This is a genomic window from Chakrabartyella piscis (genome assembly GCA_030067835.1).
Classification (GTDB): Bacteria; Bacillota; Clostridia; order Lachnospirales; family Anaerotignaceae; genus Chakrabartyella; species Chakrabartyella piscis.
Genome location: CP092441.1, coordinates 3,181,476 through 3,205,618, shown reverse-complemented (window position 1 = coordinate 3,205,618; position 24,143 = coordinate 3,181,476). Strand labels below are relative to the sequence as shown.

General features: G+C 39.4%; 17 protein-coding genes and 1 pseudogene. 5 read left to right on the top strand and 13 right to left on the bottom strand.

Going from position 1 to position 24,143, the window contains the following annotated elements:
* Window positions 1-142: 142 nt before the first annotated feature.
* Window positions 143-1,804 (top strand): family 10 glycosylhydrolase, encoded by a 1,662-nt coding sequence (locus tag MJY40_RS14615; protein WP_317854914.1) that lies wholly within the window; start codon window positions 143-145, stop codon window positions 1,802-1,804.
* Between the two features lie 153 nt (window positions 1,805-1,957).
* On the opposite strand, the gene MJY40_RS14610 is transcribed toward MJY40_RS14615, so the two are convergent.
* The 5 genes from MJY40_RS14610 to MJY40_RS14590 all read right to left on the bottom strand — a co-directional run bounded on the left by MJY40_RS14610 (window position 1,958) and on the right by MJY40_RS14590 (window position 4,302).
* Window positions 1,958-2,164 carry a helix-turn-helix domain-containing protein gene (locus MJY40_RS14610; protein WP_317854913.1) on the bottom strand — a complete coding sequence of 69 codons (207 nt, stop codon included), beginning with the start codon at window positions 2,162-2,164 and terminating at the stop codon, window positions 1,958-1,960.
* A gap of 169 nt (window positions 2,165-2,333) precedes the next feature.
* A complete protein-coding gene (locus tag MJY40_RS14605; protein WP_317854912.1) occupies window positions 2,334-2,687 on the bottom strand; it encodes a CD1247 N-terminal domain-containing protein in 354 nt (117 codons plus the stop codon).
* Window positions 2,688-2,721: 34 nt separating this feature from the next.
* Entirely contained in the window at window positions 2,722-3,285 is a 564-nt protein-coding gene (gene efp, locus MJY40_RS14600) for an elongation factor P (protein WP_317854911.1), read from the bottom strand.
* A gap of 158 nt (window positions 3,286-3,443) precedes the next feature.
* A complete protein-coding gene (locus MJY40_RS14595) occupies window positions 3,444-3,950 on the bottom strand; it encodes a YqeG family HAD IIIA-type phosphatase (RefSeq protein ID WP_317854910.1) in 507 nt (168 codons plus the stop codon).
* A gap of 1 nt (window position 3,951) precedes the next feature.
* Window positions 3,952-4,302, bottom strand: a complete 351-nt coding sequence (locus MJY40_RS14590; RefSeq protein ID WP_317854909.1) for a NifB/NifX family molybdenum-iron cluster-binding protein — start codon at window positions 4,300-4,302, stop codon at window positions 3,952-3,954.
* A gap of 432 nt (window positions 4,303-4,734) precedes the next feature.
* Here MJY40_RS14590 and MJY40_RS14585 point away from each other — a divergent pair, with 432 nt between their 5' ends.
* Window positions 4,735-5,850 (top strand): aminopeptidase, encoded by a 1,116-nt coding sequence (locus MJY40_RS14585; RefSeq protein ID WP_317854908.1) that lies wholly within the window; start codon window positions 4,735-4,737, stop codon window positions 5,848-5,850.
* A gap of 231 nt (window positions 5,851-6,081) precedes the next feature.
* On the opposite strand, the gene MJY40_RS14580 is transcribed toward MJY40_RS14585, so the two are convergent.
* Entirely contained in the window at window positions 6,082-7,251 is a 1,170-nt protein-coding gene (locus tag MJY40_RS14580; RefSeq protein WP_317854907.1) for an iron-containing alcohol dehydrogenase, read from the bottom strand.
* A gap of 83 nt (window positions 7,252-7,334) precedes the next feature.
* Window positions 7,335-8,501, bottom strand: coding sequence for an iron-containing alcohol dehydrogenase (locus tag MJY40_RS14575; protein WP_317854906.1), 1,167 nt, complete (start codon window positions 8,499-8,501; stop codon window positions 7,335-7,337).
* 172 nt (window positions 8,502-8,673) lie between these two features.
* Here MJY40_RS14575 and MJY40_RS14570 point away from each other — a divergent pair, with 172 nt between their 5' ends.
* The 3 genes from MJY40_RS14570 (at window position 8,674) to MJY40_RS14560 (ending at window position 15,063) form a co-directional block, all read left to right on the top strand.
* Window positions 8,674-9,705, top strand: coding sequence for a LacI family DNA-binding transcriptional regulator (locus tag MJY40_RS14570; protein WP_317854905.1), 1,032 nt, complete (start codon window positions 8,674-8,676; stop codon window positions 9,703-9,705).
* Window positions 9,706-10,058: 353 nt separating this feature from the next.
* Window positions 10,059-12,110, top strand: coding sequence for an S-layer homology domain-containing protein (locus tag MJY40_RS14565; protein WP_317854904.1), 2,052 nt, complete (start codon window positions 10,059-10,061; stop codon window positions 12,108-12,110).
* Window positions 12,111-12,381: 271 nt separating this feature from the next.
* Window positions 12,382-15,063 carry an S-layer homology domain-containing protein gene (locus tag MJY40_RS14560; protein WP_317854903.1) on the top strand — a complete coding sequence of 894 codons (2,682 nt, stop codon included), beginning with the start codon at window positions 12,382-12,384 and terminating at the stop codon, window positions 15,061-15,063.
* 208 nt (window positions 15,064-15,271) lie between these two features.
* Here the strand turns inward: MJY40_RS14560 and dapF are convergent, their stop codons facing one another.
* The 6 genes and pseudogenes from dapF to argB form a co-directional block, all read right to left on the bottom strand.
* The gene (gene dapF, locus MJY40_RS15685) at window positions 15,272-16,090 is read right to left on the bottom strand and encodes a diaminopimelate epimerase (protein WP_416387508.1); all 819 of its coding nucleotides are present in this window, start codon (window positions 16,088-16,090) and stop codon (window positions 15,272-15,274) included.
* 33 nt (window positions 16,091-16,123) lie between these two features.
* Window positions 16,124-19,309, bottom strand: a pseudogene (gene carB, locus MJY40_RS14555) (carbamoyl-phosphate synthase large subunit); the annotation flags it as partial.
* Window positions 19,309-20,385, bottom strand: coding sequence for a carbamoyl phosphate synthase small subunit (locus MJY40_RS14550; RefSeq protein ID WP_317854901.1), 1,077 nt, complete (start codon window positions 20,383-20,385; stop codon window positions 19,309-19,311). The pseudogene carB and the gene MJY40_RS14550, both read right to left, overlap by 1 nt.
* Before the next feature lie 206 nt (window positions 20,386-20,591).
* Window positions 20,592-21,497, bottom strand: coding sequence for an ornithine carbamoyltransferase (gene argF, locus MJY40_RS14545; RefSeq protein WP_317854900.1), 906 nt, complete (start codon window positions 21,495-21,497; stop codon window positions 20,592-20,594).
* Between the two features lie 294 nt (window positions 21,498-21,791).
* Window positions 21,792-22,964 carry an acetylornithine/succinylornithine family transaminase gene (locus MJY40_RS14540; RefSeq protein WP_317854899.1) on the bottom strand — a complete coding sequence of 391 codons (1,173 nt, stop codon included), beginning with the start codon at window positions 22,962-22,964 and terminating at the stop codon, window positions 21,792-21,794.
* A gap of 251 nt (window positions 22,965-23,215) precedes the next feature.
* Window positions 23,216-24,079 (bottom strand): acetylglutamate kinase, encoded by an 864-nt coding sequence (gene argB, locus MJY40_RS14535; protein WP_317854898.1) that lies wholly within the window; start codon window positions 24,077-24,079, stop codon window positions 23,216-23,218.
* Window positions 24,080-24,143 lie beyond the last annotated feature (64 nt).

The window sequence follows — 24,143 nt, the reverse complement described above, 5'->3', positions numbered from 1 at the left end:
CTGAATGACAGCATAGGTAGTATTTCTTTATTTGGCAAACAATACCAAACCCATTGTAATAGAAAGATAATGGCATAAACTTTGGTTTTATGGTACAATTGAAATCGAATATAAAAACCCCAATCATAAGGAGATGATATATATGAAACAATGGATCCGCAATATTGGAACACTGACTTTGACCATAAGCCTAATGGGTGCACTGATTCCAACTACAGCATTGGCATATGATTCCACAGACTTTCGTGGTGCTTGGATTTCTACAGTATACAGTGCAGATTTCCCTTCTACCATCAACGATGCAACTGCCCAAAAGGCTGAATTTACCGAAAAAATAGATGCTTTACAAGACTTGGGTATCAATGCTGTTGTGGTACAAGTACGTCCCAAAAGCGATGCATTTTATGACTCTGACATCAACCCTTGGAGCTCTGTTTTGACTGGAGAACAAGGTAAATATCCTGGCTATGACCCAATGGAATATATGATAGAAGAAGCACATGATCGTGGTATGGAATTTCATGCTTGGTTGAACCCATATCGCATCACAACCAGTGGCACAGATTTATCTACCCTATCTTCTGATCATCCAGCATTGGCACACCCTGAATGGATTTTGACCTACAACAACGCTTTGTATTACGATCCATCACAAAAAGCAGTCCAAGAATACATTGCAGAAACTGTAGCAGAAATTGTAGAAAACTACGATGTGGATGCCATCCATTTTGATGATTATTTCTATCCTTCCAATTATCCTTTACCTGATGGTGAAGATCGAGATGGTTCTGTTGCCAACCAAAGACGTGAAGATATCAATGATATGGTGGAATTGGTTTCCAAAACCATCAAATCCATTGATTCTAGCGTGGAATTTGGCATAAGTCCTATGGGTGTATGGAAAAACAGTTCTTCTGATTCCAATGGTTCTGACACACGTGGTTCTGAAGGATATTACACCGTTTTTGCAGATGCAACCACTTGGATTGCCAACGAATGGATTGATTACATTGCACCACAAATCTATTGGGAGCAGGACAACCAATATGCACCCTATGAGCCATTGGTTTCTTGGTGGAGTGATGTGGTATCTGGTACCGATGTGACTCTATACATTGGTCAAGGGATTTACAAAGATATTGTTTCACAGGAAATCACAGAACAAATGAACATCAATGAAAATTACAATGTAGATGGTAGTATTTTCTTCAGTTCTAGGGATTTGTTGGACAATCGTGAAGGTGTTGGCACTGCTGTGAAAGCATACTACGCTTCCAATACTTCCAGCAACACAGTTGTAACACCAGAAGTGGAAACCCCACAAGTTGAAGTTCCAGAAATTTTAACACCAGAACCAGAAACCACATCACCAACCATCATCGAAAAGAAAACAGCATATGCAAGAAGCTATCCAGTTTCCATCAATGGTTCTTCTGTTTCCTTTGAAACCTATAACATCAATGATTATAGCTATTTCAAATTGCGTGACATTGCATCTGCACTTCTTGGCACAAACAAACAATTCACCACCATTTGGGATGAAGCCAATACCGCAATCCATTTGGTGACAGAACAAGCTTATGACGGTACACTTTCTGTCAGTGGTTCCTCCACAACAGATAGCATTGCCATCACTTCCACTGCAAAATTGTATGTGGATGGTATTGAAAAAACCGTCAGTGCCTATACCATCAACGATTATACCTATTACAAATTGCGTGACATTGCACAGATTTTGAATTTTGCTGTGGAATGGGATGAAGACACATTGTCCACCAATTTGAATACAAATGCTACATATTGAGATGCATAAAATCAAGAAAGAACGGGCGGACACGCAGGTCCGCCCCTACATTTTGTGGTGACAAGACGTAGGGGATGGGTTTCCCATCTCGTTTGCATACAAAAAAGCCATAGGATGCATATCCTATGGCTCAAACTATTTAATATGAACTTATTACTCTGTATCTTTAATATATACAACAATATCAGACAGTTCACAGTCCAAAATGCAACACAAAGTATCCAATGTTTTTGTAGTCACTGGCATTCCTTTTTTCATACGATGTATGGTATTGGCATGAATCCCCTGTTTGAAAATCAAATGGTATTCTGTAACGTTTTTTCGTAAAAGTGTTTCAAAAAATGGTGCATACGAAATCATGATATCACCTCTATCAATAGAGTATCATACCCATTGTGCAATCGTCAATGCAATCCATTTAGTTTTATATATTTCGCTATATTTTGTAGGGGCGTACCTATGTGTGCGCCCGTTGGTACACATACAAAAAAGCCATAGGACGTATATCCTATGGCTCATTTTATTTTGCTTATTTTTCTTCTGGTTGTGTGGGAACTGCTTCTCCACATGTAGGACAGGCAATGCTTTCTTTTGCGGAAAATGTTTCTTCATCCACATCCAATTCTTCACCACACTTAGGGCAAATACAAACATGGAAGAAAATCGGTTCATCGTCATCCATTTCGTCGCCGTAAGCGTCCAAATCGATGTCCATATCCATATAATCTTCATCATCATCCATGAAAGTTTCCAACATAAACGCCATATCATCCAACACTTCTAAAATGCCGTGAAACACCTTGCCTTCTTTGCTGTCTTCTGAAAAACCGCTTCCGTCACAAAGTCCTCTGAGATAAGTGAGTTTCTTTTCAAAATATTCCATGAATTGTCTTCCTTTCTGGATGGTTTATATTCTATCAGTCTTTTGCACGACCCAAGTATTCACCAGTTCTTGTATCAATTTTGATGACTTCATTTTGGTTGATGAACAAAGGAACTTGTACTTGTGCACCTGTTTCCAAAATAGCAGGTTTTGTAGCACCTTGAGCAGTGTTACCAGCGAAACCTGGTTCTGTTTCTGTGATTTCCAATTCTACGAACAAGTCTGGTTCGATACCAAACACTTGACCTTCGTAGGAAAGGATTTTCACTGTATCGTTTTCTTTTACAAATTTCAAAGCATCGCCAACATCGCTTGCATTTACAGCAATTTGGTCAAATGTTTCTGTGTTCATAAAGTGGAACAAATCACCATCGCTGTACAAGTATTGCATATCTTGTCTTTCGATGTGTGCTCTTGGCATTTTTTCATTTGGTCTGAATGTTTTTTCCAAAACAGCACCAGTTTTCAAGTTTCTGATTTTTGTACGTACGAAAGCAGCACCTTTACCTGGTTTTACGTGTTGGAATTCCAAAATAACAAAGGGAGAACCTTCATATTCCATTGTTACGCCATTTCTAAATTCACCTGCAGAAATCATTGTATTTCCTCCTCAAATTCACTATTCTCTAAAAATCATGCTTATACCAATGGATGCATTCAAATCTTACAGCCCTATAAGCATATCCTATTACATTTTATAGGAAAACCTCAAATTTTTCAATACAAACTTGCGATAAAATCCATATTTCTTATAAATTATTTGGTATTTTTGCGAAAATATACCTTTAACACCTGTTTTTCTAAGCCACGTTTTACTTTTGTAACCAATTGGTCACGTTCACAAATGGGTGCAACCATGATTGCAGTCATCCCAGCCATATGTCCACACAAAACATCCGTAAACACTTGGTCGCCAACAAGAGCAGAAGTTTCTGGTGTCAATGACAGTTTTTTGAGACCACTTTTCACCTTAAATGGCAATGGTTTGTCTGCTTTGTGAATTGCCAATAGTTTCAATTTACGATTGAAGTGTTGGACACGTTTTTTGTTGTTATTGGATAAAATACCCAAACGAAAACCTTCTTCTTGAAGATGCATGAAAAAGTCCATCAACTTCTCATCAGGATCTGCCACATCAAAAGGCGCAATGGTGTTATCAATATCGAAAATCAAACCACGAATGCCACGTGATTTCAATTCCTCCAATGGCAACTGGTATACATTTTCAATATAATAATCAGGAAACAGCGGTTCTAAAATCATATCAGTCCAACCTTTCTACATCATGATGCCAGAAGGCATTTTCTTCAATATCACCTAAGCGTTCACCACTTAGATAGCGTACCATAATATCGTCAGCTTCACCACTGACACCGTAGTTCAATTCCACTCGTTTCAGACGCAGAATATTGCGATCTGTGGAATGGATTTTGCCACAAATGACACCGTTGATGCATTCGTCAGTGAGAAAACCACCAAGGGTTTCTTGGTTGCCTATGGGGTATATGGTTTTGGTTTGCACAGATTCCACCTCAATATCATAGATGGTGTATTCGTCTGTTCTATGGAAAACGGGATGTATTCTACCGTTTATGGTTGGCATTGCAATGCGCATGGTATCACTCCTTGATGTCTATTTCTTATCCTTGATTATATGGGTATCCCATACCTTTGTCAAATATGAAAAAATATTTTTGCATAAATTTCAAAAAACGTGTAAAATAGTAGAGTAAACAAAGTTTACTCTGGCTAAGGACTAATGGTGAATGGTGAAGGACTTTGAAAAGCGACTAAGAGCTAATGGTGAATGGTGAAGGACTGAAACCTACAAATGAGGTGCAATCGTAGGGGTGATTCACAAATCGACCGCAACATCAGAAACAAGAAACATCGTAGGGGATAGCTGAGCTGTCCCGAAACCATACTACAAACCAAGATTCCTCATTCATTTAGAATGACACCATTGATATGATAACAAAACACTGTAGGGCGGTGGCTCATTACGCTGCCGCCATATCACATATTACAATACAAAAGGAGAACAAATATGGATCAAAGACTGAAAACATTGGCGTACAACTTGGTACACTATTCTTGTAAACTGGAAGCAGGCGAACAGGTTTGGATCAGCTGCAATGGCGTGCATCCCATTCCATTGGTGAAACAAATCATCAAAGAAGTCTACAAAGTGGGTGCTGTACCTTTCCTCGAAGTGATGACCAATTCCTTGGAACGTGAATTGCTTCTTGGTGCCACAGAAGAACAACTGAAAATCAAAGCAGAAGTAGATTGCCAACTCATGAGCCAAATGGATGCTTTTATTGGTGTTCGTGGTGAAGATAACTTGACAGAACAAGCAGATGTGCCTATGGAAAAAATGGAATTGGAAGAAAAATTCTATTCTGAGCCTGTACATCATGGCATTCGTGTACCTAAAACAAAATGGGTGGTTTTGCGTTACCCAACCAACTCCATGGCACAATCTGCACATACCAGTTTGGAAGATTTCGAAGATTTCTACTTCGACGTTTGCAACTTGGATTATAGCAAAATGGGTGAAGCCATGACACCACTTGTGGAATTGATGAACAAAACAGACAAAGTGCGTCTTGTAGCTAAGGATACCGATATTTCCTTCTCCATCAAAGACATTTCTGCTGTGAAATGTGCTGGCGGGTGCAACATTCCTGATGGTGAAGTGTACACTGCTCCTGTGCGTGATTCCATCAATGGCGTGATTACCTATAACACACCATCTGAATACAACAGCTTCACATTTGAACAAGTGCAATTGACCTTCAAAGATGGTAAAATCGTTTCTTGCACAGCCAATGACAACGAACGCTTAGAAAAAATCTTCAATACCGATGAAGGTGCTCGTTATGTTGGTGAATTTGCAATTGGCGTGAATCCATTCATCACAAAACCTATGAATAATATTTTGTTTGATGAAAAAATTGCTGGTAGCATCCATTTCACACCTGGTAATTGCTATGAAGATGCATATAATGGCAATAAATCTGCAATCCATTGGGATTTGGTTTTGATTATGACACCTGAATTTGGTGGTGGCGAAATTTGGTTTGATGATGTGCTCATTCGCAAAGATGGTATCTTCACCTTGAAAGAATTGGAAGTTTTAAACCCTGAAAATTTGAAATAAATAAAGTCAAGATTGTGGGACTCTGTCCTATAACCTGTCACCCTTTGAAATAGGCAAAGCTTAAATTCGCTGCATTGAACTTAAAAAAATTGGCAACAAGGAGTATCAAGAGGTACATTTTGCTTACAGACTATGTATTATTTATACGAAAGAACCCTATTCCAAGGTGGAATAGGGTTCTTTGACAGTCTGAGAGTATCCATATGGATACTCTTTCATTTGGTTAAGGTCTTATTTATTTGCCATTACATAGATTTCTCTGATTTGGGATTGATCCAAAGTTTGGAAACCACCAATGCTTCTTGTACCTTCAAATGCACATTTATAAGCCATTTCATCCAATTCTGCTTCTGTAGCAGCTCTACCCAACAATTCAGGGATAGAAATTGGCATTTCCACTTCTTTGTAGTAATCTTCCATTGCTTCGATACCACGGAGTGCAAGGTTTTCACCTTCCAAACCAAATACATTTTTTGCAAAGGATTCAAAACGTTCTGGTTTTGTAGCACATACATATCTAGCCCAACTACACCAAAGAGCAGCCAAACCAGCACCATGAGCCACGTCAAACAAACCAGAAAGCTCATGTTCCATTTGATGTGTTGCAAAGTCAGGATTGGAACCCAATTGTGTCAAGTTGTTATGGGAAAGACTACCAGCCCACATCACTTCTGCACGTGCATTGTAGTTGTTTGGATCTGCCATCAAAACACGACCATTCTGCATTGCAGTACGCATAACACCTTCTGCAATGGCATCTGTCATCATCATAGGTTCGTCTGTTGTGAAGTAACGTTCCATTGTATGCATCATAATATCCACAACACCACAGCTTGTTTGGTATTTTGGCAATGTGTATGTCAATTCTGGATTCAAAATAGAGAATTTCAATCTGGAACAATCGTGGCTATAGCTACGTTTGAGCATACCTTCGTCTTTGGTCAAAACGCTACTATTGCTCATTTCGCTACCAGCAGCAGCCAATGTCAAAACACAAGCTTGTGGTGTACATACGTTGGAAGTTGCTTTTTTGGTGTATAAATCCCAAACATCACCATCGTAGTTCAAACCATAACCAATACCTTTGGAGGAGTCAATCACGCTACCCCCACCAACAGCCAAGATAAAGTCAACACCTTCTTTTTTACAAAGTTCAATGCCTTTATAAACCAAAGAAAGTCTTGGATTTGGCACAACGCCACCAAGTTCCACAAAGTCAACGCCACTTTCGTTGAGGCTTGCACGTACACGTCCCAAAAGACCAGAACGTTCTGCACTTTGACCACCAAAATGAAGCAAAACTTTGGTTGCACCATATTCTTTCAACAAACCACCCACTTGTGTTTCGGTATCTTTACCAAAAACGATACGTGTAGGTGCGTAAAATTCAAAATTTCTCATGTGTAATTCTCCTTTTTTAATGATGTTTTTTGACAATTTGAGATACGGGTGCCCACACAGGGACACCCCTACAATTGATTTGTTTATTTGTTTGCCATTGCATAAATAGCACGCATACTGGACTCTGGCAATGATTTGAAACCACCAATGCTTCTGCCACCATATGCACATTTTCTTGCCAATTCATCCAATTCTGCTTCGGTCACAGGTCTACCCAACAACTCTGGTATGGAAATTGGCATATTCACAGAATGGAAGAATGCTTCCATTGCTTCAATACCACGAATTACAAGGTTGTCCCCTGTAAGTCCAAATACATTTTTGGCAAAGGTTTCAAAACGTTCTGGTTTTGCATCGTAAACAAATCTAGCCCAGCTACCCCAAATTGCAGCCAAACCAGCACCATGTGCCACATCAAACAAACCAGAAAGTTCATGTTCCATTTCGTGTGTAGACCAGTCAGAACCAACACCCAAACCAGTCAAATCATTGTGAGAAAGACTACCAGACCACATGATTTCACCACGAGCATTGTAATTGGTTGGATCTTTCATCAAAATAGCACCATTTGCCATAACATTGCGGATGATACCTTCGGAAATGGCATCTGTCATCATCATAGGTTCGTCAGTTGTAAAGTAACGTTCCATGGTATGCATGATGATATCCACAATACCGCAACTTGTTTGGTATTCTGGCAATGTATAGGTCAATTCTGGATTCAAAATAGAGAATTTGAGTCTACAAGAATCATCGCTATAGCTACGTTTCAACATACCTTCTTCTTTTGTGATCACACTACCGTTACTCATTTCACTACCAGCAGCAGCCAATGTCAAAATACATGCTTGTGGAACACATGTATGACAAGTGCCAACACCTGTGTAAATATCCCAAACATCGCCATCGTAGCAAAGGCCCCAACCAATTGCTTTGGATGAATCGATGACACTACCGCCACCAACAGACAAAATGAAATCAACACCTTCAGCTTTGCAAAGTTCAATACCCTTGTGTGCAAGAGAAAGTCTTGGATTTGGCACAACGCCACCCAATTCCACAAAGTCCACATTGCTGTCTTTGAGGCTTTGGCGTACACGACCCAAAAGACCGGATTTTTCAGCACTTTGACCACCAAAATGAAGCAAAACCTTTGTTGCACCATGTTCTTTCAAAAGGCTTCCTACTTGACATTCAGAATCTTTTCCAAAAACGATACGGGTTGGTGCGTAAAACTCAAAATTATTCATAAATCGGCACATCTCCTTTATTTTATATGATACTATAAGTATAACTTTTCCAAGAAATCTACGCAATGGTAAATATGGAGAAATTTCAGCTTTATGGCAATTTACAACATGCATAGACAATGGTATACTTTTTGTAAGGAACTGTGGAAATTGTGGAAAAGTTGGTGATTTCATGAATATCAAAGAAGTGGCAAAACATGCTGGGGTTTCTGTGGCAACGGTATCTCGTGTGCTCAATCATCCAGACTCTGTGGCAGACAAAACAAAGGAAAAGATTTCTGCTGTCATGGAAGAATTGGGTTATCAACCAAATTGGTTTGCCAGAGGTTTGAATCTCAACAAAACACATACCATTGGCTTGTTTGTGCCAGATATTTTGGATCCAAGCTATATGGAAATTGCTAAGGGAGTAGAAGATATTGCACACCAAAGGCAATATACTGCTCTTCTTTGTCATACAGAAAATGACTTGGAAAAGGAACGCAACTATGTAAAAACTCTATTGGAGCGTAAAATTGATGGGTTTGTTTTGATTTCCACATTGCTTTTGGATGGAGATATACAAGCCATTATCGAACAAAATGTGCCTGTGGTTTTGATTGGACAACACAAAACCAATTGCAAAGTGCCAGTGGTGCAAATTGGATGTAAGCTGGGTGCAAAAAAAGCAGTGGAGCATCTGGTGGAAATGGGACGTAGCAACATTGCTTGTTTGTATGGTAGAACACCAAAAGAAGAAAATGCACAAAAAACAGAAGGATACCAAGAAGTTTTGGCAGATGCAAAGTTGGAGCAACAACCACAGTTGTTGGCAGAAGTAGAAAACTCCATTTTTGGTGGCTATGTAGGTGCCAGAAGGTTTATGGCAGGTGATGTGGTGCCAGATGCCATCTTTGTTTCTTCAGATGTTATGGCAGTTGGTGTTTTGGATGCTTTGCGTGGTATGGGGATTGCTGTGCCAGAAGATGTGGCGGTGGTTGGATTTGACAACATTCGTATGTCTAGTTTGGTGGAACCGAAGCTGACCACTGTGGAAAAACCACTACACAATATGGGGCTTTCTGGTATGCGTTTGTTGGTGGATGCAATGGAGTGCACAGAAGAATTGGAAAATCCTTTGCAACAAATCACATTTGAGCCTAAGCTCATTGTACGCAAATCCAGTGGCAACACAGAACGTATTTTAGAAATTTTCCATAGATGATGTAGGTGCACCCAATAAGATGTAGGGGCGACCTGTGGTCGCCAGCTGTTTCTGGTATGGTAACATTTATCTGAAAAGGAAGATAATGTATTGAACATTATGCAAAAAAATTGAATACAAAGAACAAATCCTAGAAAAAATTAGGGATTTTTGTAAAATTATGAATTTTTGGGAACAAAAAGCATGAAGATTTCGTCAAAATAAAAGAAAGCTAATGGAAAATACCTTGCAGTGATATGTAAATTTATGTATAATATAAAGAATATTTTAAAGTACATATAAGGTTCTTTTGTTAGAATGAAAATAATATGAAGGAATTGTCACAAATGACAACATTTAGGAGGTAGGGGCAGATGAAGAAAAAGTGGATGACTTTGGTTTTGGCAGCAACTATGGTTGTGGGCAGTGTGCCAGCAACAGCATATGCATCCAAATTTGTGGATATTGATACAGCACCATGGGAAGGTGCCATTGCATATATTGATGAAGCACAAAGTTTGGGTCTTATGAATGGATATTTGGAAAATGGTTCTTATTATTGCAAACCAACCAATAGCGTAACCTATAGCGAAACAGTACAACTTATTTATTCTATTATGAAAGCAGCAGGCGAAGTGAACATCACTTCCACTGAAACTACAAAATGGTCACAAGTTCTTTCTGCATATAATATTGACGATTGGGTGCAACCAGCAGCAACATACGCTTTGGAAGCAGGTATCATCAGCTCCACAGAATTGACATATTTGCGTGATGGTTCTGCAGCAGATAGAGAAGCAGTTGGTGTGATTTATGGAAAAGCAATGGCAACTTTGGAATCTGTCAATACCGCAGCAACTTTGGGCTACAATGACGCTGCATCCATTTCTTCAGCAGCAGTTCCATACTTGGCTTTGTTGTACACCAATTCCATTATGGCTGGTGATACAGAAAATTATTTCTATCCAAATAACAACATCAATCGTGCAGAAATGGCAGTACTTTCTGTACGTATGTATGATGTAGTGGCAGGCAGTGCAGGCAGTTCTTCTAGCACAGCAGCAACTTCTGGTACATTGACAGGGGATGTTGTCACATGTATGGCTTTGGGTGATGCTGGTTTGTATCTTGCAATCACATCCTCTTCTGGCACAAGTGTCACAGCAACCAATGCTTCCAGTGTCAGCGTTACATATGATGGCACCAGTGTAACACCAGCAGATGTTGGTGTTGGCGATGAAGTTACCATTACCTATGCAAATGGTGTTTTGTATTCTGTGGATATCCTAGAATCTGTTTTGGGTATCACTGTGAGTATGGATGGTGCAGGCGAATTGGTTAGTGTTACCAGTTCCAAAATTGTAGTGGATTATGATGGGGATGAATATACATATTACTTGGATGATCCTTTGGTGGAAATTGATGGAGAAGAAATTTCTTTATCCACCTTCAAATCTGCAGCTTCCATTTATGAATATGAAGTGGAGTTGACTTTTGATAGTTCTGATTATGTTTATGAAATCATTGGTACCAACTTAGATCCAACATATGGTATGTTGGTGGATGTGGATGATGATGAAATCGTAATTGATGCTGGTGGTGTAGAATACGAATATGACATGGATGACCCTGACATTGAGTTGGATGGCGATGATGTGGATGTGGATGATTTGTATGATGCAATCGACGAAGCAGACGACGATGATGAGTACATTTATGTGGAATTGTCCTTCAACTCTGATGATGAAGTAGATGAAATTATTGCAGAATATGCAGATTTAGATGATTTGTACTCCTCCGATGATGACGATGATGATGATGACGATGATGATGATGCAGATACAGAATATGAAGTTTCAGGTATTTTGAAAGACATTGATGATTATGATAGCATTGAATTGGATTTGGGCTATGGCACATATGATTACGATTTGCCTGATGAAGAAGATACAGAATTCGATTATTCCAATAAGAGCAGTGTAGATACCATTGAAGATTTCTTTGATGATTATTGGGATGATGATGATTTCCAAGACGATTTGGATGATGACGAAGAAGTGGTTTGGGTAACTTTGTACTTGGATGATGATTTCGAAGTCATTTATATCGAAGCAGAATTGATGGATGAAGACGACGCAGAGGAAGAACTTTCCTCTGGTGAAGGCTACTTGACATCTGTAAAAGAAAGCAAAGAATACATTATTATTGATGATGACAATGGCAATGGTAAATTCACATTCTATTGCGATGATCCAGACGTTGAGTATGAAGATTCCGATGATGAAGACGATTACGATGACGATTTGGAAGGTTTGGAAGATTTCTTCGATGATTATGACGATGATGGTTATGATTGCTACGTAGAATTGGAATTTGATGATTATGGTGTTCTTGTAATCGGTATTTATGCTTACGAACCAGACTAAGAAATGACTTGTAACCAAAAGCCATCCTTGTATCTACAGGGGTGGTTTTTCTTTTGTAAATGAATATAATCTTACAATTCAATTAATTTGAAAAAATCACCAGTAAAACCTTGCGAATTGTGGCAAAATTCGTTATACTAAACAATATATAGTGGTATTTTGCGAGAATTATACAAAAAATGCAAAGTGCTATTGTTTTTCGGTTCAAAACAGGTTTCTGTTTATACATACAGAGGAAAATGCAACAAAAATGGGAAATGGAGGGAAATACATGAAGAAAAAATGGATGACATTGCTATTGGCAGCAACACTGGTATTTGGAAGTGTGCCAACTGTAGCCTTTGGTTCAGAGTTTGCAGATATTGATTCTGCACCTTGGGAAGCGGCAAAGGATTATATTGACGAAGCAAGAAACTTAAGTTTGATGAATGGGTATTTGGAAAATGGAGTGCGTTATTGCAAACCAACCAATAGCGTAACCTATAGCGAAACGGTACAGCTCATTTATTCCATTATGAAGGAAGCGGGTGAAGTGAGTATATCTTCCACACAATCCTCCAAATGGGAACAAGTGCTTTCTGCTTATAATATTGATGCATGGGTACAACCAGCAGCAACATATGCATTGGAAGAAGGTATCATCAGTTCTGCAGAATTGACATACTTGCGTGACGATGTGGCAGCAGATAGAGAAGCGGTTGGTGTCATTTATGGAAAAGCTTTGGCAACTGTAGACGATATTGACTCATCAGCAACTTTGGTGTATAACGATAAATCTAGCATTTCTGCATCTTCTGTACCATACTTGGATTTGTTGTATGATTGGAATGTTATGGTTGGTGATACAGACAATAACTTCAATCCAGCAGCAGACATCAATCGTGCAGAAATGGCAGTACTTTCTGTGCGTACATACAACGCATTGACAGGTAGCAGTTTCTCTTCTTCTTCCAAGACAGCAGAAGGTACTGTAACCAGCTATATGGAATTGGATAGCGGTAGTATTTTCATGACTTTGACCACAAGCAGCGGTTCTGGCTTGACTTTGTCTGGTGATGATGATATTGATGTAACCTATGAAGGTGAAAGTATGACCACATCTGATATTGGTGTTGGCGATACGGTTTCCATCAAATATTCAGGCACCACATTGAAATCAGTGGAAATTTTGGATTCTGTTGCGGGTATCTATTTGAAGGTATATGCAGAATTGGAAGACATTGATGATGATGAAATTGAAACATCAGAAGGTACATATGATTTGTCTGATGATGTAACGGTTAAAGTCAATGGTAGCAAATCCACAGTCAGCAAATTGGAAGATTATTTGGATGATTATTACTATGATGTTACATTGTCCTTTGATTCTTCGGGGGATGTTATCACAGTTTTGGCAGTTCTCAATGACAACAACAAGTTGACAGGTCAATTGGTGTACATTGGTAGTAGCGATATCACCATCAAATACAACAGCAAAGAGTATGAATATCCTTTGGATGATGATGATGTGGATGTAGAGTATAATGGTAATAGCAAAACCTTCTCATCCTTGGAAAATGATATTGATGATGGTTATTACTATGAAGTTACTTTGAGTCTGAGCAATGCAGGTGAAGTCAATGCAATTGAAATCAACTACTTGGAAGACGAAACCAATGGTGTTTTGACCTTCATGAACAGTAGAAGAATTGAATTGGAAGCAAATGGCGATACCTATACCTACTACATTGATGATGAAGATATTGATGTAGAAATTGATGGTAAGAGTGCGGATTTGGATGATTTGAAAGACATGTACGACGATGATTATGAATTGCGTATCAGCGTAGATGTGGATCGTGACGATAATCTGGAAGAAGTATGGGCTTGGACAGATTCCAGTGCTGAAGCAGAAGGGGAATTGGTCAGCGTTTCCAGCAGTAAGATTGTCATTGAAGTGGATGGAGACGATTACTCCTATAGCTTATCTGATGATTTGGACATTGAAATTGATGGTACAAGCATTTCTTTAACCACCTTCAAATCAGCTGCAAGCGATTATGAATATGATGTGGAATTGGCATTTGATAGTTCAGGGGATGTCAAAGAAATCATTGGTACCAATCAAGATCCTACATACGGTGAATTGAGAGATATTCGTGAAGACGATTATGTGAAGATTACTGCTGGTGGCGTCAACTATACATATGATTTGTATAGCAGTTTGACCATCAAATTGGAAGGTAAAACAGCAGATATTGATGATTTGGATGATGCAATTGATGATGCTTTCTGGACAGATGAATACATTTATGTAGAGCTTGGATTCAAGAGCAGTAAAGTCAATGAAATTGATGCTGAATACAAAGATGAAGAAGATGACGATGATGACGATGATGCAGAGTATGTATTGTCTGGTGAATTGACTAAGATTTCCAGTAGCTACAAGACTGTTACAGTGGACTTGGGCTATGCAACCATTTCTTATACATTGGAAGACTATGAAGATACAGATGTAGATTTGGATGATGATAGTAGCGTCAAAGATGTGGCAGATTTGGATGATTATATGGATGATGATTTGTCCAGTGGTGATGGCATTTGGGTAAGCATTTACTTAAATGATGATTATGAAGTATATTACATTGACGCTGAAGTTATGGATGATGATGATATCGAAGATGAACTTCCTTGTGGTGAAGGTATCTTGAAAGATATTGGCTCCAATTGGATCAAAGTCAAAGATGATCAAAATGGTAGCACATATATCTACTACTTGATGGAAGACCCAGATGATGTGGAAGTATCCTATGATAACGTAAGCAAGTCTTATGATGAAGACGATTATGACGACGATATGGATGGCTTGGAAGACTTCTTCGACGATTGCGACGATGAAGGTGACGATTGTTACGTGGAATTGTCCTTCGATAAATATGGTTTGGTAGATGAAATCGAAGCATATGATGATTGATATTAGGAAATAAATATGAGGCAACTGTTCTTAGGAGCAGTTGTCTTTTTTTATCTGTGATACAACAACAAAGGACACGGAATTGTACCGTGTCCTTCTTCTTGTTACTTTTGTATTCTAATTGTATTGGTGCATCGCACAAATAAAGTTTGGATCGAACCTTTTCAAAGGTTTGCAGGGGTTGGGACAGCGTCCCAAGGTCTTGTTCTTACAACTCAATAAAACCTTCAAAGTCTTTCTTAGCATCACCAGTCATTGTGATGTTGTTGTTGTCACAATGGATGATCAAATTACCACCTTTGAGTTTTACAGTCACATCTTGGTTGTTTGGTGAATGACCCAATGCAACTGCAGCAGCAACCACAGCACAAGCACCAGTACCACAAGCCATAGTTTCACCAATACCACGTTCCCACACTCTCATATTGAGTGTAGCACGGTCTTCAATGGATACAAAGGAAACATTGGCACGTTCTGGGAAGAATTCAGCGTTTTCAAGGAGCGGTCCAACTTCTTCTAGGTTGATGTATTCCACATCTTCTGTGAAAATAACACAATGTGGGTTACCCATAGAAACACATGTGATGTTGTATTCTTTGCCACCTACAGTAACCACTTCGTTGATGACAGGTGTATCACCCAAGGTTACAGGCACTGCATTTGGTGCAAAGTCTGCTTGTCCCATACCAACTTGCACAGAGAATACATCTCCTTCACGTACAAAGAGTTCAAGGTCTTTGATGCCATCACCAGTTTCAATGGAAACAGAAGTTTTATCCAATTTACCAGATTCATACAAGTATTTTGCAACACAACGAATTGGATTACCTGCCATTGCAGATTCTGTACCATCAGCGTTGAAAATACGCATTTTTGCATCAGCAATTGTGGAAGGTTCCATCAAAACCACACCATCACCACCAATACCATTGCGTCTGCTGGTCAACCAAACACTGAGGAATTCAGGGTTCTTCACATCTTGCTCGAAACAATCGAAGTAGATGTAATCGTTGCCACTACCACGCATTTTGATGAAATGGAGTTTTTCTTTCTTACGTGGAAGGTTTGCAACGTCAATGAGTTCCATGTTTTTGAGATTGAAACCACTGGAAAGTGCATTTACCAAAGCATTTGCAGTGTCAATGCTGGTCAAGCAGAAGATACCACGTTCAATTGCTTTTCTACGCAATTTCACACTTGCAAGTTGAGGCAATGTGCTCTTATTGGAAGTGGAGATGACATAGTGAATTTTGCCACTTTCCAACAAATCGTTGATTTCTGCTTCACCTTCAACAATAGTAGGCAATTCAATACAAGGAATGTCATATTTTTTGAGTTCATAAGCAGTGCCTTCTGTTGCATACAATTGGAAACCAAGTTCATGCAATTTTCTTGCAGGAGAAACCACTTCTACTTTATCACGTTTTTTAACGGTAATCAAAACACCACCTTGGTGATCCATTTGATAACCAGCACCAGCAAGACCTTTGTAAATTGCTTCCTCGAGGGTTCTACCAATACCCAAAACTTCACCAGTGGATTTCATTTCTGGTCCAAGGTGGGTATCCACGTCAGTCAATTTTTCAAAGGAGAATACAGGAACTTTGACTGCGGAGAACAAGCTTTGACGATACAAACCAGTACCATAAGGCATATCTGTCAACTTTTGACCAAGCATTGCCTTTGTTGCAATATCCACAACAGGAAGTCCTGTTACTTTACTGATGTAAGGGATGGTTCTGGAAGCACGTGGGTTTGCTTCAATGATGTAAATTTCGTTTTCAAAGATTACATATTGAATGTTGATTAAGCCCTTTGTTTCCAAAGCCAAAGCCAATTTTTCTGTGGTTTCAATGAGTCTTTGTGTCAATGGACCACTGAGGTTCCATGCAGGATATACCGCAATGGAGTCACCACTATGGATACCAGCACGTTCCACATGTTCCATAATACCAGGAATCAAAACGTTTTCACCATCACAGATTGCATCCACTTCCACTTCTGTACCCATGAGATATTTGTCAACCAAGATAGGATTTTCAATACCACCATCGAGGATGATATCCATGTAACGTTCTATTTCTTCATCTGTGAAGGCAATGATCATATTTTGACCACCCAAAACATAAGAAGGACGTACCAATACTGGATAACCCAATTCATGAGCAGCGTTTAATGCAGCTTCTTTTGTGTAGACACCATGACCTTTTGGTCTGCTGATACCCAAATCTTCCAAGATAGCATCGAATTTTTCACGGTCTTCAGCAGCATCAATGCTTTCACCAGAAGTACCAAGGATTCTAACACCAGCTTCAGAAAGGGATTTTGTCAATTTGATGGCAGTTTGACCACCAAAAGCAACTACAACGCCATAAGGTTGTTCTGTTGCAATGATATCCATAACATCTTCTGGATTGAGCGGTTCAAAGTACAATCTGTCTGCTGTATCAAAGTCGGTGGATACAGTTTCTGGATTGTTGTTGACCATAACCACGTCATAACCTTCTTCTTTCAAAGTCCATACACAGTGAACAGAAGCGTAGTCAAACTCGATACCTTGACCGATACGAATTGGACCAGAACCAAATACAATGACTTTTTCTTTGCCACTGTTTTTGTGTTCAATGAATTCTTTTGCTTCGTTGTCTTCGTCGTATGTTGCGTAGAAGTAAGGTGTTTGTGCTGCAAATTCTGCACCACATGTATCAACCATTTTGTAAACTGCTGCACGATGAGGATGTGTTTGACCAGACAAAGCAAAAATGGTTTTGTCTAGGAAGCCCATGTTTTTTGCAAAGGTATACAAATCTGTTGTCAATTCTTCAGAAGCCAAACGTTTTTCTGTATCCAAAATATGCATCATTTTGCCAAGGAACCATTCATCAATCAATGTGATTGCATGGATTTCATCAATGGTAATGCCACGTTTCAAAGCTTCGTAAACCACAAACATTCTTTGGTCTGTTACGTCAGAAAGCATCAATTTGATGTCTTCTGTGGAAACATCTGCCAAAGTACGCAAGTTCAATGTGTCCATGGAGATTTCAGCACCACGAACTGCTTTTAAGAGTGCTTGTTCAAATGTAGGCGCAATGGACATAACTTCACCAGTTGCTTTCATTTGAGTACCCAATTTACGTTTTGCATATACAAATTTATCAAAAGGCCATTTTGGCAATTTTACAACTACATAGTCCAAAGTAGGTTCAAAGAATGCAGAAGTTTTGCCTGTTACGGTATTTTCAATTTCGCCAAGTGTCAAACCAACTGCAATCAAAGATGCAACTTTCGCAATAGGATAACCTGTTGCTTTGGAAGCCAATGCAGAAGATCTGGAAACACGAGGATTTACTTCAATAACAGCATATTGGAAGCTTTCTGGATGCAAAGCGAATTGTACATTACAACCACCTTCTACACCAAGCTCTGTGATGATATCCAAAGATGCAGTACGCAACATTTGGTATTCTTTATCTGCCAATGTGACAGCAGGAGCGATTACAATGGAATCACCAGTATGCACACCAACAGGGTCAAAGTTTTCCATAGAACAGATGGCAATAACGTTTCCAGCACCATCACGCATTACTTCAAACTCAATTTCTTTCCAACCAGAAATACATTGTTCCACCAAGATTTGGTGGATTGGAGATGCTTCCAAACCACTATGTGCAATGATTTCCAATTCTTTTTCTGTGTTTGCGATACCACCACCGCTACCACCCAAGGTGAAAGCAGGACGTACAATTACAGGGTATCCAATTTTACCAGCAAATTCCAATGCACTTGGAATGTCTGTTACAACTTCAGATGGGATACATGGTTGGTTCAACTTTTCCATGGTATCTTTGAACATTTGGCGATCTTCTGCACGGTCGATGGTATCCAATCTGGAACCGAGGAGTGCAACGCCTTCTTGTTCAAGGAAGCCTTCTTTTGCCAATTGCATGGAAAGTGTCAAACCATTTTGACCACCCAATGTGGAGAGCAAACCATCTGGTTTTTCTTTTTTGATGATTCTTTTGATGACGTCGAGTTTCAATGGCTCGATATAAATTTTATCTGCAATTGCTTCGTCTGTCATAATGGTTGCAGGGTTTGGGTTGATGAGAACCACTTCCAAACCAAGGGATTTCAAAGCTCTACACGCTTGTGTACCAGCATAATCGAACTCTGCTGCTTGTCCAATGACGATAGGACCAGAACCAATAATCATTACTTTTTTCAAATCACTACGCAAAGGCATTATTGTTGTCCCCCCATCATATTCATAAATTGGTCAAATAAAAAGTTTGTGTCTTTTGGTCCACCACATGCTTCTGGATGGAATTGTACAGAAAATGCAGGAATATCTGCATATTCCACACCTTCACAAGTATCATCATTGACATGTGTGAAAGAAAGAACAGCACTTTTTGGCAATGTTTCAGATTTGATTGCATAGCCATGATTTTGGCTTGTGATATACAATCTGCCAGTTGGTGTGTAGCAAACAGGTTGGTTTGCACCACGATGACCATATTTCAATTTTGTACTAATTGCACCTTTTGCCAAAGCCAACATTTGGTGACCCAAGCAGATACCAAAGATTGGAATGCCACTTGGTGCAATTTTGCTGATTTCGGAAATGATACCTTTGTTATCAGATGGATCTCCAGGTCCATTGGATAGAAGAATACCATCCGGGTTCAATGCTTTGATTGCTTCTGCAGTTGTATCAGCAGGAACCACTGTCAATTTACAACCACGTTTGATGAGCTCATCACCCATGTTCTTTTTGAAACCATAGTCCCAAAGAACTACGTGTTTTTCTCCTTCTGGATTGAGCACATAGGATTCTTTGCAAGTCACTTGGTCTACACTGCTACTAAGAGCTGCAAGAGACAATTCTGCTGTGAAGAGTTCCATGTTTTCTGGAAGTTCGCTTCTGATTGCAGCATTCATAACACCAAATTCTCTGATGATTTTGGTCAGTGCTCTGGTATCCAAGTTGCAAAGACCAATGACACCTGTTTTTGCCAAATAATCAGACAAATTGCCTTCACATCTGAAATTAGATGGAATTTCGCAAATATCACGTACGATATAAGCAGAAAGAGATGGATGTGCACTTTCAAAGTCTTCTGGAATGACACCATAGTTCCCAATCAAAGGGAAGGTTTGTACAACCATTTGCCCATGATAGCTTGGGTCAGTCAATGTTTCCAAATAACCTTCCATACCTGTTGTGAACACGATTTCTGCTGTGATATCGCCTGTTGCACCAAAGGAATCTGCTTGGAAGATTTGTCCATTTTGCAAGATTAAATATACTTTTTTCATTTTACACCTCATTGAAGGTTGCAAGGAGGAATCATTCAGATTGTTGAATGACGGTGTTGGCTAAATAGGAATGGTTTCAAACGGGTGCCCACATAGGGACACCCCTACGAGTGTTATCGTAGTTTAGCGTTTGTAGGGGATGGCGTCCTCGACATCCCGCTTAGTCCTTCACCCTTCACCATTAGTCCTTAGTCGTTTTTCCATCCTTATGCCATTAGTTTTACAAGAATTGCTTTTTGTGCATGAAGTCTATTTTCTGCTTCATCAAAGATTTCATTTGCGTGTGCTTCAAATACTTCTGCTGTAATTTCTTCTTCTCTATGAGCAGGCAAGCAATGAAGTACCATACAGCTGGATTTTGCCACAGACATAAGGTCTGTATTCACTTGGAAACCAGCAAATGCTTTTTCTCTGATTGCTTGTTCTTCTTCTTGTCCCATAGATGCCCAAACATCTGTTGCCACAACGTCTGCGTTTCTAGCTGCCACTTTAGGGTCATTTGTCAAAAGGAAGCGATTGCCATATGCTTTTGCAAATTCCAAAACGTGTGCTGCTGGTTGGTAGTCATCAGGAGTTGCAACACTGACACTCATACCAGCTTTCAAACAGCCTACAATATAAGAGTTTGCCATGTTATTGCCATCGCCAATGTAACAAAGTTTTACACCTTCCAGTTTACCTTTGTATTCACGAATGGTTTGCAAGTCTGCCATGATTTGACATGGATGATACAAGTCTGTCAAACCATTGATGATTGGAATAGAACCATATTCTGCCAAAGTTTCCACTTCTGCTTGGTCAAAAGTACGAATCATAATACCATCAAGGTATCTGGAAAGTACTCTTGCAGTGTCTTCTGTTGGTTCACCTCTACCAATTTGTGCATCTTTGGAGCTGATGAACAAAGCGTGACCACCCAATTGGAACATACCAGTTTCAAAAGATACACGAGTTCTTGTGGAAGATTTTTCAAAAATCATACCAAGGGTTTTGCCTTTGAGGAAAGGATGTTCTTTGCCTTCTTTTACGTATTTTTTGAGTTGATCTGCCAAGTCCAAAAGTTCAATAATTTCTTCTGAGGTACAATCTAAAAGTTTCAAAAAATGTTTCATGGTGTTTGCCTCCCTTTCGTAATTCTACACAATATCTACCGACGTTTTTACAGTGCAAAACGCAGGTTGCGTCTGGAGTGATATTCCCTGACAAAATCTGCGTTTTGTGAATGTTCGGATATTGATGTGTTTTTGTCCAATGTTGAGAAACTACAGGAGGGCATGGAAACCCTCCCCTACAATTCTATTTTGTAGGGACGAGCATTGCTCGTTCGTTTGATTTGTAATCCATATATTGACAAATACACAGCACTTGATTTTTTTACCCAATCAAGTGGATATATCTTATCTATTTTACACGTTTTTTAAGACTTTGGCTAGTACCAAAATCGCTTTTTCCAATTCTTGTTTAGAAATTACAAGAGGAGGTAGTAATCTGACCTTTGTTTTAGCAGATAAAACAAGAAGTCCTTCTTCTGCACACTTGGAAATGACAGTTTTTGCATCCACATCCAATGCAATTCCCAACATTAAGCCCATACCGTCTACACTCACCACATGAGGAAGCTTCAAAAGTTCTTCTTTGAGGAATTTGCCTTTTTCTGCCACATCAGCAAGAAAAGCATCATCCAAACGTTTCATAATTTCCAAAGCACCGGCACACACAACAGGATTTCCACCAAATGTGGAACCATGATCGCCAGCCACCAAAGCAGTTTCTGTTTTTTCACCAAACAAAACACCACCAATTGGCAAACCGCCACCAAGACCCTTTGCACAGGAAACCAAATCTGGTTCAATGCCAAATTGTTGGAAAGCAAAGAAGGAACCAGTTCTACCGATACCTGTTTGCACTTCATCCACAATGAGAAGGATGTCTTTTTCTTTACAAGCGGCTGCAACTGCTTGTACATATGCCATATCCAAAGGCACAACGCCACCTTCACCTTGTACCATTTCCATCATAATGGCACATACATCAGAAGTCATTTTTCCGAGTGTATCTTCAATGTCATTTGCGGTTGCAAACATAAATCCTTCTACAAATGGGAAGAAGTAGTTGTGGTATGCATCTTGACCAGTTGCAGTGAGGGATGCCATTGTTCTACCATGGAAAGAATTTTGCAAGGAGATGATGGTACTTCTGCCTTTGCCATATTTCATAAAGCTGTATTTTCTAGCAGCTTTGATGACACCTTCATTTGCTTCAGCACCACTGTTGCCAAAGAACATCTTTTTCATACCACTTTTTTGACAAACCATTTCTGCCAAATCAATGCATGGAGTGGTGTAGTAGATGTTGGAAATGTGTTGCAATTTACCCAATTGTTCTGTGACTGCTGCCATCCAAGCAGGGTCAGCAAAGCCCAAAGCATTGACACCAATACCACTGGTCATATCAATGTATTCTTTGCCATCAACGTCATAACACATAACACCTTTGCCATGATCCATTGCAATTGGAGTTCTACCATAAGTTTGCATTACATATGCATGTTCTTTTTGTTGGATTGCTTCAAAACTCATATCAACACGTCCTTTCAATTATGGAATGGGAAACCCATCCCCTACAGGGTATTTTTTCTATTTATGGAATGAAGGCAAGAGTAGAACCTCTTAGTGTGACACTTCACACCCTTACCCTACAGAGATATCATATTTTTGGATTTCGGTCGATTCGTGAATCGCCCCTACAAATCATACATTGTTTCGTAGGGGTTGGCGTCCTCGACAACCCGTCGGTTTTTCAACTATTCACTCTTCATTCTTCACTAAATTTATTTTGTAAACAAAGTTCCAATACCTTCATTGGAGAAGATTTCGATTAAAATGGAATGTTCAATACGTCCATCAATCATAACAGCTTTGCTCACACCTTCGTCAATTGCTTTTTTGAGACCTTGGATTTTTGGAATCATGCCACCACTGATGATACCATCTGCAACCAAATCTTTCACATCATCGACTTTTACCACAGGAATCAAAGAGTTTTCATCTTCTACATTACGCATCAAACCACGAATATCTGTCAAAGTGATGATATTTTCTGCTTGGAGTGCAATGGCAATTTCTGTTGCAGCGGTATCTGCATTGATGTTATATGTATTGCCATTACAATCAGTTGCAACCGTTGCAATGACTGGAATGTAACCATTTTTGATTGCGTTTGTGATAGGCTCTGCATTGACTTTTGTAATTTCGCCTACAAAACCGTAATCACCTTCCAATTTTTTGGCTTGGAGCATACAACCATCAATCCCACAAAGACCAACAGCTCTACCACCCAATTGACCAATTAGGCTGACCAAATCTTTGTTGGTTTTGCCAGAAAGCACCATTTGTACCACTTCAGCAGTTTCTTCGTCTGTGTATCGCAAACCATCTACAAAACGAGATGGAATGTCCAAACGTTTGAGCATACCACTGATTTCTGGACCACCACCATGCACCAATACCATGTTGATGCCAACAGATGCCAACAACACAATATCACACATAACAGCTTTTTTGAGATATGGATGAATCATAGCATTGCCACCGTATTTCACTACAATGGTTTTGCCAGCGTATTTTTGAATGTATGGCAAAGCAGCAGTCAAAACACCAGCTTTTAAGCCATTCATTTGAGAATCATGAAACATAATTGCCTCCTTAGTTTGGATGTAGTGGTGTTGCGGTCGATTCGTGAATCGCCCCTACAGTACA

Bases quoted from the DNA above. Each gene is read 5' to 3' on its own strand.
- MJY40_RS14615 (WP_317854914.1), top strand. From the start codon at position 143: ATGAAACAATGGATCCGCAATATTGGAACACTGACTTTGACCATAAGC.
- MJY40_RS14610 (WP_317854913.1), bottom strand. From the start codon at position 2,164: ATGATTTCGTATGCACCATTTTTTGAAACACTTTTACGAAAAAACGTT.
- MJY40_RS14605 (WP_317854912.1), bottom strand. From the start codon at position 2,687: ATGGAATATTTTGAAAAGAAACTCACTTATCTCAGAGGACTTTGTGAC.
- efp (WP_317854911.1), bottom strand. From the start codon at position 3,285: ATGATTTCTGCAGGTGAATTTAGAAATGGCGTAACAATGGAATATGAA.
- MJY40_RS14595 (WP_317854910.1), bottom strand. From the start codon at position 3,950: ATGATTTTAGAACCGCTGTTTCCTGATTATTATATTGAAAATGTATAC.
- MJY40_RS14590 (WP_317854909.1), bottom strand. From the start codon at position 4,302: ATGCGCATTGCAATGCCAACCATAAACGGTAGAATACATCCCGTTTTC.
- MJY40_RS14585 (WP_317854908.1), top strand. From the start codon at position 4,735: ATGGATCAAAGACTGAAAACATTGGCGTACAACTTGGTACACTATTCT.
- MJY40_RS14580 (WP_317854907.1), bottom strand. From the start codon at position 7,251: ATGAGAAATTTTGAATTTTACGCACCTACACGTATCGTTTTTGGTAAA.
- MJY40_RS14575 (WP_317854906.1), bottom strand. From the start codon at position 8,501: ATGAATAATTTTGAGTTTTACGCACCAACCCGTATCGTTTTTGGAAAA.
- MJY40_RS14570 (WP_317854905.1), top strand. From the start codon at position 8,674: ATGAATATCAAAGAAGTGGCAAAACATGCTGGGGTTTCTGTGGCAACG.
- MJY40_RS14565 (WP_317854904.1), top strand. From the start codon at position 10,059: ATGAAGAAAAAGTGGATGACTTTGGTTTTGGCAGCAACTATGGTTGTG.
- MJY40_RS14560 (WP_317854903.1), top strand. From the start codon at position 12,382: ATGAAGAAAAAATGGATGACATTGCTATTGGCAGCAACACTGGTATTT.
- dapF (WP_416387508.1), bottom strand. From the start codon at position 16,090: ATGCGTGGTAGTGGCAACGATTACATCTACTTCGATTGTTTCGAGCAA.
- MJY40_RS14550 (WP_317854901.1), bottom strand. From the start codon at position 20,385: ATGAAAAAAGTATATTTAATCTTGCAAAATGGACAAATCTTCCAAGCA.
- argF (WP_317854900.1), bottom strand. From the start codon at position 21,497: ATGAAACATTTTTTGAAACTTTTAGATTGTACCTCAGAAGAAATTATT.
- MJY40_RS14540 (WP_317854899.1), bottom strand. From the start codon at position 22,964: ATGAGTTTTGAAGCAATCCAACAAAAAGAACATGCATATGTAATGCAA.
- argB (WP_317854898.1), bottom strand. From the start codon at position 24,079: ATGTTTCATGATTCTCAAATGAATGGCTTAAAAGCTGGTGTTTTGACT.